Raw genomic sequence first — 16363 nt, 5'->3', positions numbered from 1 at the left:
TCTTCATCAGAACATCTCCCGACTCAGTTGTAACGCCACAACCAGCTTGCCTTGACTGTCGTGACCAGCCAGAATCAGTCTTTCTTCTTCTTGCTCATCAATGTGTGTAAGGCCTTCGGCGTAGAGCCAACCTTGAGTTGTTTTCAGACCAACCCGGTAAGGACCTGTACCTGAGATGGAGCCCTGCGTATATCGTATGGCCGCATTGGTAATGAATGCAGATGCTGGATGTCTTGTGCTATCCATGTGGTGTGCGTAAGCACCTGACGTGAGTTCGAGATGTACGTATAAGTCCTGATCAGCAAGTTGATTGATCCGGAGCTGAATGTCTTGAGGTTTGATCGGTTGCATAGCGGCCTCCTTGTCTAATGTAATTGTACGAATTTCATTTTAACATAACCACGAGAGAATATACATGGAGCGACCCTGTCATACACTAATAGAACCTTCTCATAGAATCGGATAGTTTCCAAGTATCGCAGGCTGATTATGACCCTTGTTCGGAACCATTACCTGTCTTCACGGTCTGTACCTGATACATATTTACGGTCGTGCTTATTAGATAATCCGGTTTCTCCTGTGTTCTCTTCTCACGGTGCCCTTTGATATGAACATCACTTTTCTCCCAATTCTTCCATGCTTCTTCCGATTCCCAGCGAATGATGACCATCACTTCTTCGTTTTCTGTACTTTTCTTGTTGACCGTGACACTGAAATCAATCAGACCGGGCATGTCCACAACAGGAGTTGGACCACTGAAACGTTCCACGATCTTATCGCTATTTCCTTTTTTGACAATGATACTTCGAGTTTGTATTAACATATTCATTCCTCCTGGTAGAGTCACATGCCTAGCGTTATGAGAGACATAGTGAGTTTTTTATTCTTTTATTCTAATCTAATTGAAAATCATTATCAATGAAAGGGAATCGTTATAATTTGAAAACAAGAACAGATTTGCGTGTTTTTTTCTCTTTTTATTCACCGATGAACTCTATATTATGAAGTGTAGGCAAAAAACGCCCATGATGAACACCTTTAAATCATATAAATGAATTATGCTCAAACGTGTTTGGAAAGGAGTTAAACTTGAATTGAAACCTCTAATACAACTACTTCATTTCGGCTATCATCAGGCCATGAGTTGCATATTTCCTGTAGCGATCTTTGGAACATTGGCTCTCTCCAGCGTAATCCCGATTCCTTTCCTGCATCGCTATGATGCCATTCTTCTTGTATTGCTTGGTGTGCAGTATCTGATGTATCGAAGTGGTTTGGAAAGCCGGGATGAAATCAAGGTCATCTGTGTATTTCACATTATTGGTCTGATGCTGGAAATCTATAAAGTATGGATGGGATCATGGTCATACCCTGAGCAAGCTTATACCAAAATCCTTGGGGTCCCTCTGTATAGTGGATTTATGTATGCAAGTGTAGCCAGTTTTATGTGTCAGGTGTGGCGAAGACTGCGCATGGACATGACCGGCTGGCCTGGTTTATTACCTTCCGTTCTGCTCGGAGCAGCCATCTATATCAACTTTTTCACCCATCATTTTATTCCCGATTTTCGCTGGTGGTTGACGGCGCTTGTATTTATTGTCTTCTATAAAACGTGGATTATCTACCGGGTAAGGTCAACGACCTATCGAATGCCATTATCACTCGCATTTATCATTGTTGGTTTCTTCATCTGGACTGCAGAGAACATCGCTACATTCTTCAATGCCTGGAAATATCCTGATCAGCATGATGCCTGGCAACTGGTTAGCTTCAGTAAGATCAGTTCGTGGTTCCTGCTGGTGATCATCAGCGTCATCATCGTTGCACAGCTTAAATATGTGAAGGCCAATCGGAACGCAGATGATCCAAAAGCCATCTAACCACCATTACATTCCTAACGATAAGAACAGCAGCACGCTTAGACTGGAATATAAGTCTTCAATGGTATCGTAGGAAGTGAGGCGACCTGTTCATTGTATGGCATCCAATCCGGAGATACCGTTCAACTGATCGTTATTCATCAACCGCATTACGTCCCTATCCGGGAGATTAGCCGAAATGGTGAAGCAGATACGACCGGCAGTTATTAGATTGATTAGATCCCTATGTAAAAAATGCCGCCAAAGGGCGGCATTTTATTCATCATTTTTTCCAAACCTTGTTTGCTCCAGAATGAGTTCCCCTCCAGCTTCAATCTCAAGCTCATAGATGCCATTCTCATCAAGTTCACATAGGCAGGCATTTCTACTGAGCATCTCGCATGCTTTTACCCATTCAGGGATATGAAGCTTCGTCATGATCCGGCGACAGGCGCTGATTTCTGCCCGGAACAAACCGGAACTCTGATCCCATGTGCAGGACAGACTACCTCCAGGAATACGCCAGCCGTGTATGGAACCTCGTACCCAGCGTTCTGGCAAAGCCGGCAGCAGCTTGATCCATTGTTCTGATACATAAAGCAGCATTTCCTGTACTGCATTAACCCAGCCCATATTGGCATCCAACTGAATCGGGGCAGCAGGCATGGACATACATATCCCCATATTGCGCCAGTCATTATGCAAGGTATACCCATTACTCAGCACACAGGAGCGTGCAAGAAGATCGAGACTTTCAAGCGCTCGCTCACCATTGCCAAGTCGAGCATATATGGACGACATATGTGCAAGAGACCAGCCACTCTGGGCACCAAGCCTTCGCTGATCAACTGCTGTCTCGAACGCTTGGAACAGTTCTGGCTGTTCTTCACGGGTGACCTCCTGTCCTGGAAAAACAGGATACAGGTGTGAAAGATGACGATGATCACGTCGATCTTCAAACGCAGGATGCAGCCATTCTTTCACAGCTCCCTCCGGTTCAAGAAGATAATCGGGCATATGCTCCAGCATGGCTTCCCAGCAAGAAATCTTAGACGTATGCACTCCAGTTAGTCGACTGGCTGCAATGACATGCTGTAGCAGTTCTTTAATAATCGCAATGTCCATAGTCGCATTAATGGCTGTAGGCATAGGGTGGGCCAATGGCTGTCCATGCTTAGGCATAAAATTCTCAGGTGTATTCTCTGGCGAAACAGACGGGTATATCTTAAATTTGCCGTCTTCACCCAGCACCAGAAAATCTTCATAGAACTGAAGGGCCTCCTTCATAAAGGGCAGGGCTTCCTCCAGCAGAAATTGCTTATCCCCAGTGAACTGATAATGAGCATAATAATGCCTGGCGATCCATCCTGCTGCTCCCGTCCAATTCATGATTACTGGAACAATCTGGTTAGGCACCCCGATACCCGGTGTTGTTCCAGCTGGAATGTAAATCCCACGGCATCCATATAGCTTGCGAGCATTGTCCCGAAAGTCATCCATTAATCCGTTGTAATAGCGGAACAACGAACGATTCAGATTGGATAAACCACCTACCGCAGTGTGCCAATACATCATTTGCACATTCTCATTCGCCATATTGTGGCCCCAGATCAAGCGATAATCTCCACCCCACAAGCCGTATAATCCAAATGGCAATCCGCTATGTTCAGAAGTTCCGCTGATGAAGAGATATCGACCATAGGCCCACATCTTGCGAATTAACCCTGTAGGTGCTTCACCTTCATAGGCTTCCAGAAGCAATTCTTCATTGCAGCGCCCGTCATCATTCTCATCATCCAGATCAAATTCAGCGGACTTAAATAACGGTTGATGCAGTGAGATATGACGATCCAGCAACATATTGTAGTCGCTATCAAGCAATGCGAGTTCCTGCTTCAACCGTGTCCATTCCTCCGCTCGTCTACCCGTAGCAAACATTTTGACAAGCACAAGCACTTTTCCAGAGGTATGGAAATGAAGTTGCCTGCTGTGCGTGGCTTCGTTAGGCTCGCTTTCCTTTTGCTTATCATGAATCACATCAGGTATTTCGTTCAATTGGATCAGTCGTAGCACCGCACCATAGTCATGTCCATCGTCATTTTTGCCGCCATAGCAAAGGTAGTCTCCATGATCATCCCGGTCGATTCTCATCGTTATAGACGACTTTAGAACGTTGAACTCATCGTCTTCTCTCACCCGGTCACCTTCCGGGAATTGCAGGCCTATAGTTCCCGACAGCAATGAATGCCCAGCTGAATCTGTTTCTTGTGCACTTACTCCATCTTTCACTCTATGGGCTTGGATCTCATAGACAACACAATCGTCTGCACGCGAGACAAACAGATTTCTTGCATAGCTCTGACTCCCCTCCAGCCAGCGCACCTGAACTTCTCCTGTGTCCATATCCAGTTCCCGCCGATATTTGCGAAAAGCGTTATTACATGGCATGCCCACCGTCATTGTTGCCAGCGGATAGCGGGAAGACAACCTTGACGCGTAACCTTCTTCTTGCAGCTTACGAGTCAGATGCCAGCTTGCCTCCAGATATCGTTCCTCATCCATTAACTTGCGGGTCTCTGATAAGGTATAACTGACATCAGGCAGCTCAGCCTTGTGCCCCCAGTGCCATAATTCACTGTGCTGCAAAAGTACGGTTTCCACCTGAATTCCACCTTGTACTGAAGCACCAAGTTTACCGTTTCCGGAAGGAAGTGCTTCTCGCCACATCCCTTGCCACCAAGATGAGGGATATTTCAGCAAAAGTTTATTCTTGTCCCGCCGTGTGCCTGAGGTGTCTGGATGGTCTATGTGATGCTTCACCCTTCTTTCGCTCCAAGTCTCTCTATCTCAATACTGGCTAACAAGAATGGAGCTACGCCCATCTGTACATCACTAACGACCGGTTCACTGATGTAATATTCATAAGAACCGTCCCGATACTTCTTGCCACCAAGTCCGGCACCATGACAGATGTGGTGCAGATGCACCCCATTTTCATCTTCAGTGACCAACCGCTTCAATATGCCTGCATAGGCATGATCAACGACTTCACGGTTCAGCTCAGCCAGATAATGTAATCTGAGGCCTTTTGCAAGTGCATAGGTCAGCATACAGGAAGCAGAGGCTTCTAGATAATTTCCCGCTCTTCCGTTCTGATCCATCACTTGGTACCAGAGTCCACTATCCTGATCCTGAGCGTGAGCAATCGCATAGGCCATTCGTTCAAATATACCCATGATCTGTCCGCGCTGTGGGTGATCCATCGGAAAATGCTCCAGTGCATCCACCACCGCCATTGCATACCATCCCATGGCCCGGCCCCAAACATGAAAGGATCGACCAGTATTTTGATCGCACCAGCGTTGTTCCTTGCTCTCATCCCAGGCATGATGCAATAAACCAGTTCGTGGATTACGTGTCTTTCGCTCAATCAACAGAATCTGCCGTGCCACTTCATCGAAGCTCTCGGGGTGATCGAAAGTACTGGCGTATTCCGCCAGAAAGGGTGAAGACATATAAATGCCATCCAGCCACATCTGAAAGGGGTATATTTTCTTATGCCAGAATCCACCTTCACTTGTCCGAGGCTGTCCTTTAAGCTGGTCAACGAGGTGCAGGATCGCTTTAACATACTTTTCATTGCCGGAATTCTTCCACTGAATGAACAGATTTTTGCCTTCATTGATCATATCCAGGTTGTAATCATTCAACTGGTAGGTGCGAATGGTGCCGTCATTCTCGATGAGGTCATCCATGTGACGATGAACAAGTTCCGCATAACGGGATTCTTGATTCCATTCGGCAGCGCGTTCAAGTGCCATCAACGTCATCCCGCCTACATAACCCCATTTGTTTGCAATCTTGGGGTGATTGCCATTCTGGCATTCGGAAAGCAAGGTATCTGCTATTTTGACAGACATTCTGCGTTCCTGTGTAACTGCCCTTGTCGAAGTTCCAACCATATCGAAATCCTCCTTCTGATGGACTAAGCCATCTGTACCGTTATTTCGAGGGTTAACTTTCTGACGATTACATCAGCGGATGAAGACCTTCCCACTTCACAGTCCAGCTTCCATCCCGCGGAAATCCCGGATTTTCTTTTTCTCCCGTCCCTGTCCAGCCTGCAGCCATCATGGCAACAGCAGTCAGCAAGCCACCGTTCCCGGGCAGATATGCCCACAGCCCGGCTCTCTGATAGTTGTGCCCATTAGGCAAATACGTGTTCTTCGTCGCATCCATTAACAAGAAATCCATTGCAAGCTCTGGTTCATTCAGTCTGGCCGCTGTCATCGCACACATCGGAAAATCCCATCCCCAGGCGGACTCCCAGTTCCAGCACTCTTCGACCTTGAGCAACGTATTTCTCATGATCTCCGGATCGATCAACGAACCTGGCAATAGTCCAAGTGCTCCAACCATCGAGGGATGATCGTGGTTCTTAGCAGTAAAAGTGTCCGGACAATTCTCGTGTGCAAGGTACACACCATCCTCATGTCGAGGTTTAGCCATGCGCGAAGCCACGCTTGCCCAGTCTGGATTGGCTGGATGATTCAATCGCTCTGCCCACAGGATGGCAATCTCCAAGCCAAATTTCCAGTACTCCAATTCATAAGGCGGATTCAAACTATCGTTCATGGCGTGATTCTCTTGCGCGGGGATAAGCGGCGGACCTAACACATACGCTTGTCTTTTCTCTTCCCAATGGGCATAGGACACCATAAAGTCAGCCGCTTCAAATACGATATCCTTATACCGTGTTAACATAGCAGGGTCAGGTCGGGAAAGATAACACATCTCAGCTAGTGCCATGGGATGGGGTTGCTGCCAGATCAATCCCGGAGCTACCGGCGACGGAGTCTGATGCCCGTTATAACCCACCATTTTGGGCCATCGCGCACCGACATAACCTTGAGAGCGTGCCAGTTCGCGTGCTTCTGGCAGGATGGTCCGGTACCAGTCCATACTCTTGCACAACAGATCGGTCCGATTCCAGAGCGGAAAATGCGCTGCATGCCACCAATGCATCTCCAGATGCATTTTGCCAAACCAGCTGTTGTACATATATCCAGTCTCTTGCGGTGGCATGGACCCACCACTGTGCACCGCACTCAGGAACTGGGATAGGATCACTCTACGCTCCAGTTCAGCGGCACGCGGATCTGAACTCCCTTCAAAATCAATCACTCCGCCATCGTTCCAGAACTGATTCCAGTGGACCGAGCTTGATCCCAACACTGTATCTGCTGGCAAGGTTTCCGGCTTATGTGCAGCAAAAGACACACTGCACGACCAGATGTCCGAGTCTGGTACGGCCTTGGGAGATAGTGTGAATTCGTGAGTTCCCGTCTGTTCCAGTTGGCCTACGTCCCAGATCCATTCCAATGCATACTCATCTTCATCCAGCACACGTTTCAATGATGCCGAAGTCGAAGTGACCGATGTCAGTACAGTAGAATGTCTGTCATGTTGCTTCCAGTCGGGGAATACTGATTTTGACCAGCTCCGGTGTGTCATATCGGGCGCTGGAAATACAACAAACAGTTGCAGACGCTGCTTACGGATTAATTCGGATTGTACACGAATGGCGATACAATCGAGCCGTGGATCACAGGCTGTCTCTACACGCACTCTTTCCCCCTGCACGGTAAATTCACTGTGCAGAATTCCGGTCCACAGATTCAATTCCTGACGTACCGGGACGACATGGGTGACGTCCGTGTCCTGACCATCTTTTCCTAGCAAACGAAATGAAATGCGTCCAAGCTGAAGTCGATGCGGGTTCTGCCTAAGCCAGTGATAGGCTTCTTCCTTGTCTTCGGGTTTCATGGGATACGGCACTTTGCGGCCATGTGTCTCAAATGCTTGATAGACGATATCCTCATCTCCGAATACATGATGACCGCCCGTATAATGCCAACCCCAGTTGGATTGTGTACCGAGAGGTATTTCATACAGATCTGGATACGTCTGAAGTCCCGTAAAATCAGCGCTGAACGCAAATTCTCCATTACCTACTGATAAAGGTGATCTGGGCTCAAGCTGTGTGAATACCGGATGATTCCTGGTGACGACTGAATGTCGATCTATCAATGGTTCTGCCTCCTTATCATTATCTCGGATTCAAGTATGGATCAAGACTCACCTAGCACACCCCTACGGCTTCGCATTATCTCTCTGTACTTACCCGGTGTAATTTCCTTGTATTTTCGATACACACGAATAAAGCTGTTCTCATGCTGATAACCCACCATCGTTGCGATCTCGGATATTCTGTAATCCGTATCCAACAATAGTTCACAGGCACGTTCCATGCGGAGCTTAGTGAAATATCCGTGGATGGTATCCCCCATTTCCTGCTTGAACAACTGGCTTGCCAGACTGCTTCCGATCCCGGCATGCTCGGCAATCTCCTGAATGCTTACCGGATCTTCCAGGTGGTTGTTCATAAATGTAATCATCTGTTGACACAGTATAAAATCCTTGCTGAGCATAAGGCTACCGAACCAATCAGCCAAACTTTCGATCTGACTTCGCAGCACTTCACAGACAGCCTCAAGATGCATGGTCCGCATATCCACCATTTCGAGTCTGCAACCATCTGTCTCGCGCTTCAGGCGAATACGTTCAAGTGTAGCTGCAACAGCTTCAAGAAAGGCCAGCGCAGATGAAGGATGCCATTGCTCATGCGCCATTCGACCGATTATTTTGTCAAAAGCTTTCAGGGCTTCTTCGCCTCTGCCTGCTTCGACGATCTCCGTCAGTTGAGTCATGAATTCATGTTCTTCCGATGTGTTCTCCGGCGGTTGCAGACCTGATATCTCTTCATACGAAATAACTTGCTCATTCCCCCGGTACAATCTGTAATCTAACGCACTCTCCGCTTCATGCATGGCTCGCTGAAGGTGTACGAACCCGTCGTGACCCCCGCTAACGCCGCTCGACACCTGGAACTTGAGCAAGCGGGGAATCATGCCAATCGTCTCTCGTATTGCTGTCGCTACGCACATTCCCCCGCCAGAATCAAGCGGTTGCAACATCACGAGCATCCGGTCTCTGCCCAGATCGGCAGATAACACTCGCCACTGTCCAGACAACAGTTCAGCTATGATATTACCAATGGCAAATTTCAGCAGGGAGTGATCTGACTTCGTAAAACGCTCACACCAGGCTTTATAATTATCAATCGACAACATGGCAATAGAGAGTGGCTCATCGCTCCAACCCTTGAAATAACGGCACCATTTCTCGCTAATTTCCCGATTTCCCGTCATATGTCCATTATAAATATCCGTCAAAAATTTGGATGAAGCTTCCGGAAGGGTCTGCCTGAGATTGATGGCCTGCTGAGCATGATCTGTTAACAGTTGACCGGTTATTTTCTCAAGATCGATCTGTTCCGGATGGATTCTCTCCTGGTCGTACCCACTCAGCAGTTGCCTCATGCGTCTTACCGGTCTAAAAGCAGCTGCATTGTAAAATGTGATTGTAGCTGCTCCTGCTACAAGAGCCAACAGAGATACGATGAAAACAATATTACGGATTTTCTGTGCATTAGCCAGCAGACTGTCTTGTGATATTACGGACAGATAGCGCCATCCGGTGTACGGTGAAATGGTCTGTGAAGCCAGTAAAAGCTTCCCCTCATGCTTAAACTCGCCAAGCTTTTCACCATCCAGTTGGGTGAGCACATGACTAACGGCATCCTCTCCGACAGCATAGTTGCCAAGATCATATATAGGCTGGTTGTTCGTGTCGAGGATGAACCGATGGCTGTCAAGGTCGGAGACGGATGAGAGCAGCATATGCTCGAACATCTTCTCTGTCTTGAAATTGACTGCGATAACCCCTTTTAAGTCGCCAGCAATCATTATTTTTCGGTAAAGTGTAATTTGCGGCATGGATGCACCAGAAGAAGTGGAAATCTCACGTTGCTTGACCAGCATGGGACGCTCTTCAAGTTCATCGGCAACGCCAACCCAACCCGAATCCGGGAAATTAACCTTGCTGGAGCTGTAGCCTTGTGGAAACGCAACGATGCTCTCCCGATTCATATCATAAATGTAAGCGCTCTTAATAAAGGACGTACTACTGATTAAGGTTTCCAGAAATTGTACCAGTTCCGTAATATTGCGGTATGATCCCTGTACTTCATTGGTGAGAAATCGGTATACATTACTGTTCAGTGCAATTTTCACCGCAATCTGGTCACTTTCGCGGATCACTTCATCAATATCATTCATGCTGATACGCAGCATCTGGTGTTGCGGCTCACTTAATTCCTGCTGTAACACCGATTTGGAAGAATAATACGTCGTCATCCCCACCGCAATAATAATCATGAAGACAACGACGGTCAGAATCAGCAGCAGCCGGGTCTGGGTATTGGTGACATTGAATTTTAGCCACTTCAAGAAGGAAAGGGTCACAATTATCCCACCTCATATGCAATATACCGATATTATACCGTTCCCATATGCCCAATACGACCCGGTCCAACAGCCTATTTTCTCCCTCTAAAAAGATGATTTCTCCAATTTCTCCGGTGTTCCGACCCTTTCCGCAGCAAAAACTGGCTTGTTTGTCTGCCATTCTTGCATGGAAATCGTTTCAAGCCCAGCAAGAAGTACAATGCCGATCCCATGGGTATCATTCAGATTCCAACCCAGTTCATGCTTGTAATAGTGATTCGTGAAGGAGTAGCTGGAGCCACGACATACGCCGTATACATTGCCTCTTTTATCAATTGAACGCTCCGATAGCCCTTTCCAGCCTTGATACGCTGCTTGTGCATAGGGTTTCGGATCTAAAAGCCAGCCTTTTCGAACCCCTCGGGCATACGCATAGATAAACATGGAGGTACAGGAGGTTTCCTCATATGATTCGGGGTCCGTTAATACCTGATGCCACAGTCCGTTTCTGCCCTGCAATGCCAAGTACCCTTCACACAATTCCCTGTAGAACTGAATGAGAACTATATAGGATGGATGCTCTTGAGGAAGGACCGTCAGCAGTTCTGACAAAGAGAACAGCACCCAGCCGTTGCCTCGGCCCCAAGGGGTCCGTGTTGGCTCACCTCGCTCCACATCGAATACATGTGACATGATTTGCAGCTCTGGAATGTACAGATACTTTTTATACAAAAGAACTTGTCTTGCCGCTTCATCCAGCAGCTTATCGTCACCCGACCATTCGGCGTATCTACACAGGAACGGGATGCTCATATACAGATCATCACACCACATCGTGTTATCCATTGATCTGGAGACACCAATCTTGCGGTATAACGTGCCATCTTCCAGACGGGACTGTTGATGCAAAATATAGTCAGCGATATGAGCTGCCGTCTCTGAAACGCCGTCCAACTTGCGTTCCCGATCGGCAAGCAACATGGTGGCGCCGAAAGATCCACAGTCGTCTAGGCTGTCGATCTGGGAGAGCTGATTATTCAGCCCAGCTGCACCATAACGTTCTCTGTCCCATAAGGAGTAGCTGAAACGTGAAGAGGCAAATTCAATGTGATTCAGCACGTAATCTCGAATATCCGATCGTTGACCCACTTTGCCAAGCTGAAGCAATCCGTATAACGTGACGCCCAGGGGATAGTTCCATCGGCCGAACCATTCATTTTCCAGAAATGGACGTACCTCTCCGTATGGCAGCTCTGTTCGCCAGTATACGTCTTCACCTGTTCCGCTACGAGTAGTCCGCTTCATCTTCTGGCAGGAAGCCAGATCAATCTCCTGTTCCGCTTGAAAAGGACCCAGGAACAGCCATTTGTCTCTATGTCCTTTCACATCCAGTGCAGGCGTTAGCAACGCTTGTGTGCTCGGGTCCATGCGGAATCCCCAATCCCAGTCTCCACATACACAGTTCGCTGTCAAATCTTGCACCGCAGCAGACAATGGAAGTTCGAAACGGAAGAGTCCGGCCTGCTCTTGTCGGAATACCACCTTGCTGTCCATCAAGAATTCAATCGGACTGTAGGCCTCGCCGGAGATTAGCACAGTCTCTTTACCACAATTCATACCATTTATCTTTGTCCAAGCATAAGCAGACATGCCACTGGTCAATCCGTACATCCGTGCCAACTGTCCATGAGACGATGCCTTCTCGGGGTCTTCCTCCCGAGGCAACCAGTTAACGCCAGTGTCCTTCTCTCGCATGGGGCCAGAAGGAATTTCCGACAACGGGGCATCCAACGGCTCTGTGTAGAGCCAGCCTTCTTCCCCATCTCGTTCGAACGTCGGCACAATGAAGTGAAGTGGTTTGTTCTTCCGGGAGCCAGTGCCAAACTGGCCACCTCCCCCCTTTTCGCTTAATTTGAATTCAAGAACGAAGTGATTCCAGCCTCTGACCAATCGACATTTCAGTTTCAGAACAGGTATCTCAGGATATTCTTCCTCGGGAGCAGAACCATAGATCAGCACGCCATTATGATATAGCCTAACAGGTCCGAAGCAGGTGATATGAAAAACAAATTCCTGATCACTGTCGCTCCACAGTTTGGCCCATGCATAGACCTGTTGTCCTCTCTGCATGTTGGGGAATAGATCCTTCAACGGAAAGACGTAACGGTGATCGTCGCACTTGCGCACAAGTCCTGGTCGACTCACTCTGTAGACCGGGGGATGCGGAGGATTGGCTCCAATGTACCTTGCCGCAATGCTCATCAGAGCGTGCATAATGCCTCCACCACTCTGATAAGCCATACTCTCCTCTGGCTCGAAATAAACATGGCTACTCATATCACTTCTCCCTCCCTTTGTGGGTGGGCACTCTACTGCCCCAACCACCCAGCATCTCGTCTATGGAAATAGGCCGATGCTCTTCCACAGATCTCCACACTGCTTCTCCAGCGGCAACGGAATATGCCCCGTCCTCAGCACCCGACAGAATTCGGTAAGGGCGTCTCTTATCTTCACCGAGGAAAATATCCTCCAGCAGCAGTGGATCTCCTCCTCCATGCCCGCCTTCACGATGAACAACATGAATCGTCTCTTTCGAACCAAAGAGCGGAAAGTAATCAATCGTCTGGACCGGTGTGGGAAAAGGCGTCCGGGCGGGCATATGATACTCCAGTGTTTCCAGACGCCCCTTTGTACCATTTACCGCCAGACGGTAACCCTCGTAGGGAAGAGAGAAATTGACCGAATAACTCATCAGTGCGCCGCCATTATATTTCACGGTTGCAGCATACGTGTCTTCAATTTCAATGCTGGAATCGAAGATACACTGGTCGGGGCGGTATGAAGTGTACGGAAACTCCTTCTGGCTTACTGTACTGAGTTGGTTCAGATGGTCATCCGGCACCCGAATCTGACGACTGCGGGACGTCCAACGGGAATAATAGGCGCAATCTTCTGAGACATTGCACGTACGGCAATGTCTTCCGTCCTCCTGTGCCGGATTCCATTCGCCTTCAGCCCCATAATAGTTCAGTGCCCCATAGGCAAAAACTTCAACTGGCTTTTGATTGATCCACCACTGGACCAGATCAAAGTGATGGGTACTTTTATGCACCGACAGACCGCCTGAGAATGCCCGTTCACGGTTCCACCGTTTAAAATAACTGGAGCCGTGATGGGTATCGATATACCAGTTAAGGTCGATGGAAGTGATGCGACCGAGTCTCCCCTCCTGAATCAATTCCTTGATGCGCATGTGGATCGGCATATATCGATAATTGAACGTTACGATGACGTTACCCTTACTCCTTGCTTCCGCTTCAAGAATACGTCTGGCATCAGCGCCTGTAGTCGTCATCGGCTTTTCAGTGATAACATCGAGATCACGCTCTAACGCGGCAACAATATAGTGGGCATGAGTATCGTCCCTGCCAGCCACGATGATACAGTCAGGCCGAGTCTCGTCGACCATGATCCCGAAATCCGAAGCGCCATATACCGCTACTTCTGTGTGCTCAGGAAAACGGTCGCGATAGACTTCAAACCGTGCAGGATCGCTATCCAGCAGGGCGACAACCTCTGAATTATGAGAGAATAGCTCATGAATTGGTTTTGCAAATTGTCCCAATGCTCTGCCGCTGACCCCGCATAGGGCATATCTCTTTTTCATTTTCTCACCTTCTCATACCATTCCTGTACACGCTGGGTGACCACTTCGCCCCCGGAAGCATTCCATTTCTTCACATATTCATCATAAGCCTCGATCGGCAGCTCGCCGATGACAATCTTGGTCAATACCTCTTGAAACAACTTGTGAGACTGGATATCAGGAAAACCTTCATACACAGAGGCTGGCAGACCGTCACCTGCAATTTGCCGTGCATCGGCAGTGCTGACTTCGAACATGTCTTTGACCATTTGCTGCTGATCTTCCGGATATGTCTCTTCAATCCGCTTGTTCATGTCTTCTGCTGTGGTCAGATTCTTCATACCCAAGGCAAGCGGTTTGTTGTCAGCAGGTGGAAGAATGACTTTGCGTCCATCCTGGACTTCATGCTGCTCACCTTCAAGACCAAAGCGACCAAACTCATCATTTTCAGGATTATAGAAGAAATCCAGCAGCTTCAGCGCATTTGGCGCATTATCCTGTTTGGTGGCTGGGATCATCCATTCCGGTTCACCCATGCTTTTCTGGGTGACAAAAGCTTCAAACCCTTCGGCTTTGGGCAACGGCATTGCTGCAATGTAGGCATCTGGAGCCTGGGTCAGCATCGCATTGTACCGATCTCGCACATTTGCAGGCAAATGATACCAGCTGCCGACGAGGTTATTATTGATTTTGGCCTGCCACACTTCCCCTTTGTTCAAGAAGGTTTCATTGTCCAGCAGTTTTTCCACATATAACATGCGAATGAACTTGATTGCTTCCCTCATATTGTCGGTAGTCCCTGCGTACTGGATTTTCCCATCGTATTCATCCCATTCGGGATATCCTTCCCACATCGCCACACCATACATCGCGAACAGATGGTCCATCCATCTGCCGAATTCCCTGCCGCTTGTTGGCAGTTCATCCGGTTTGCCGTTGCCATTCGGGTCCTTGTCACGGAAAGCTGTGAGCAGCTCCACATATTCATCAGTGGTCTTTGGCATCTCCAAACCCACCTTATCCACCCAATCCTGACGTATTAACGGTGCACGTTCAGGCACAAGGAATACCTTGGGCACATAATAAATTTTACCGTCAGGTGAAGCAGAGCGTACGATATCCCAAGCTTCCTGAGGAATACTTTCCCACACATGGGGTGCATATTCAGGCAGCAATTCATCCAGTGGCAACGCGCCTCCCTGTTGAATCAGCGTCTGCTCAATGCCTCCAATCGGGCGCAGGATATCGGGCAGTTCATCCGAGGCAATCATCAGGTTCAAGTATTCGGATGGCTCCGAACCCGGAGGCGTTGTAATGAGTTCATACTGGACTCCTGTCTGTTCAGCGATGTATTTCACATGTGGATTATCCGCAGTTGGCAAGCTGCCGACACCCATATGGCTTTTGAATACTTTGACTTTTACAGCTCCACCACTGCCTTCGCCGTTACCACCGTCATTTCCGGAATTAGTAGTAGCCGAGCCACATCCTGCGGCCAACAGCATGGCTAGACTGAGCATCAGCGGCATCATCTTGCGGGTCAGTTGTTTTCTCATGGAATCATCCCCCTGAACATGGTTTATTCTTTCAGTGATCCAAGCAAGGAACCTTTCACAAAATACTTCTGTAAATAAGGATACACCAAAATTATGGGAACGCTTGCAAAAAGTATCGTCGCTGCTTTTAACGTCGTTGTATTGAAGTTGTAATCACCTAGGAACATGTTCACCTGAGCCAGCTCCTCCGGGCTAGTTAGATATGCTCGCAGCTTCATCTGCAAAGGCCAGAGTCCTGGATCACGAAGGAACAATACTGCCCGCTGGAACGTATTCCAGTATCCTACCGCATAGAACAGACTGACCGTGGCCAGAACCGGCTTGGATAGCGGCAGATAGATCTGGAACAAAATTCGGAAGTCATGACAACCGTCGATTCTTGCTGTGTCATCAAGCTCCTTGGGCAAGCTCATAAAAAAGGTACGCAGAATGACCATGTTAAATGTGCCAATTACACCAGGAATGATCAGAGACCAGATGGAATTCATCATGCCCAGCTCCCTCACCGTCAGGAAGAACGGGATCATCGGTGCATTGAAAATCATCGTAATAACGATGCCCAGCATGACTTGTTTGCGAATCATGAACTCTTTGCGCGACAACGGAAAAGCGGTCAGCACCGAAAACAACATACTAAGTGCAGTACCCACTACCGTAATGAATACGGTTACACCAAATGATTGCCATAAACCCGAGCTTTGTAGAATGTGTTTCCATGAAGCGAAGGTAAAACCGACAGGCCACAGAAATACTTCTTTGGAGTCTGCTGCAACCGGCGAACTCAGGGAAACCGCAAGCAGATGCAGCAATGGAAGGAGCATCGTAAAGGCCGCAAGCGTCAGGAAAATGTAGTTGGCGGTTTGGAACAGCTTTTCTCCAATCGTCTGCTTGATC

11 protein-coding genes are annotated in these 16363 nt (G+C 48.1%); 1 reads left to right on the top strand and 10 read right to left on the bottom strand.

The features are described from left to right. Positions 1-6: 6 nt before the first annotated feature. Both MKX75_RS13795 and MKX75_RS13790 read right to left on the bottom strand, forming a co-directional pair. Positions 7-351, bottom strand: a complete 345-nt coding sequence (locus MKX75_RS13795) for a YojF family protein (protein ID WP_062834334.1) — start codon at positions 349-351, stop codon at positions 7-9. A 136-nt stretch (positions 352-487) separates the two neighbouring features. Beyond that, on the bottom strand, positions 488-823 hold the full coding sequence (locus MKX75_RS13790; protein ID WP_339170050.1) for an antibiotic biosynthesis monooxygenase: 336 nt from the start codon (positions 821-823) through the stop codon (positions 488-490). Positions 824-1094: 271 nt separating this feature from the next. Between MKX75_RS13790 and MKX75_RS13785 the strand changes: the two genes are divergently transcribed. Then, positions 1095-1880: a DUF817 domain-containing protein gene (locus MKX75_RS13785; protein WP_339170048.1), complete on the top strand. Its 786-nt coding sequence runs from the start codon at positions 1095-1097 to the stop codon at positions 1878-1880. 255 nt (positions 1881-2135) lie between these two features. Here MKX75_RS13785 and MKX75_RS13780 read toward each other — a convergent pair whose 3' ends face one another. The 8 genes from MKX75_RS13780 to MKX75_RS13745 all read right to left on the bottom strand — a co-directional run bounded on the left by MKX75_RS13780 (position 2136) and on the right by MKX75_RS13745 (position 16362). After that, positions 2136-4679, bottom strand: a complete 2544-nt coding sequence (locus MKX75_RS13780) for a glycoside hydrolase N-terminal domain-containing protein (RefSeq protein WP_339170046.1) — start codon at positions 4677-4679, stop codon at positions 2136-2138. After that, the gene (locus MKX75_RS13775) at positions 4676-5821 is read right to left on the bottom strand and encodes a glycoside hydrolase family 88 protein (protein WP_339170044.1); all 1146 of its coding nucleotides are present in this window, start codon (positions 5819-5821) and stop codon (positions 4676-4678) included. The genes MKX75_RS13780 and MKX75_RS13775 overlap by 4 nt, the downstream gene beginning before the upstream one ends. Positions 5822-5888: 67 nt before the next feature. After that, positions 5889-7946, bottom strand: a complete 2058-nt coding sequence (locus MKX75_RS13770; RefSeq protein WP_339170464.1) for a glycoside hydrolase family 65 — start codon at positions 7944-7946, stop codon at positions 5889-5891. Positions 7947-7990: 44 nt separating this feature from the next. Next, a complete protein-coding gene (locus tag MKX75_RS13765; protein WP_339170043.1) occupies positions 7991-10270 on the bottom strand; it encodes an AraC family transcriptional regulator in 2280 nt (759 codons plus the stop codon). A 102-nt stretch (positions 10271-10372) separates the two neighbouring features. Then, entirely contained in the window at positions 10373-12604 is a 2232-nt protein-coding gene (locus MKX75_RS13760; RefSeq protein WP_339170042.1) for a glycoside hydrolase family 88 protein, read from the bottom strand. Between the two features lies 1 nt (position 12605). Further along, on the bottom strand, positions 12606-13934 hold the full coding sequence (locus tag MKX75_RS13755) for a Gfo/Idh/MocA family oxidoreductase (RefSeq protein WP_339170040.1): 1329 nt from the start codon (positions 13932-13934) through the stop codon (positions 12606-12608). Next, entirely contained in the window at positions 13931-15469 is a 1539-nt protein-coding gene (locus tag MKX75_RS13750; protein WP_062834328.1) for an extracellular solute-binding protein, read from the bottom strand. The genes MKX75_RS13755 and MKX75_RS13750 overlap by 4 nt, the downstream gene beginning before the upstream one ends. 23 nt (positions 15470-15492) lie before the next feature. Beyond that, a complete protein-coding gene (locus MKX75_RS13745; protein WP_062836022.1) occupies positions 15493-16362 on the bottom strand; it encodes a carbohydrate ABC transporter permease in 870 nt (289 codons plus the stop codon). Position 16363 lies beyond the last annotated feature (1 nt).

The organism is Paenibacillus sp. FSL R5-0341 (genome assembly GCF_037975235.1).
GTDB classification, from domain to species: Bacteria; Bacillota; Bacilli; order Paenibacillales; family Paenibacillaceae; genus Paenibacillus; species Paenibacillus amylolyticus_A.
The sequence above is the reverse complement of the archived record's forward strand: the minus strand, read 5'-3'. Positions and strand labels throughout refer to the sequence as shown.

Coding starts and splice junctions, on each gene's coding strand:
- MKX75_RS13760 (WP_339170042.1), bottom strand. CDS start 12,604: ATGAGTAGCCATGTTTATTTCGAGCCAGAGGAGAGTATGGCTTATCAG.
- MKX75_RS13775 (WP_339170044.1), bottom strand. CDS start 5,821: ATGGTTGGAACTTCGACAAGGGCAGTTACACAGGAACGCAGAATGTCT.
- MKX75_RS13755 (WP_339170040.1), bottom strand. CDS start 13,934: ATGAAAAAGAGATATGCCCTATGCGGGGTCAGCGGCAGAGCATTGGGA.
- MKX75_RS13750 (WP_062834328.1), bottom strand. CDS start 15,469: ATGAGAAAACAACTGACCCGCAAGATGATGCCGCTGATGCTCAGTCTA.
- MKX75_RS13790 (WP_339170050.1), bottom strand. CDS start 823: ATGTTAATACAAACTCGAAGTATCATTGTCAAAAAAGGAAATAGCGAT.
- MKX75_RS13795 (WP_062834334.1), bottom strand. CDS start 351: ATGCAACCGATCAAACCTCAAGACATTCAGCTCCGGATCAATCAACTT.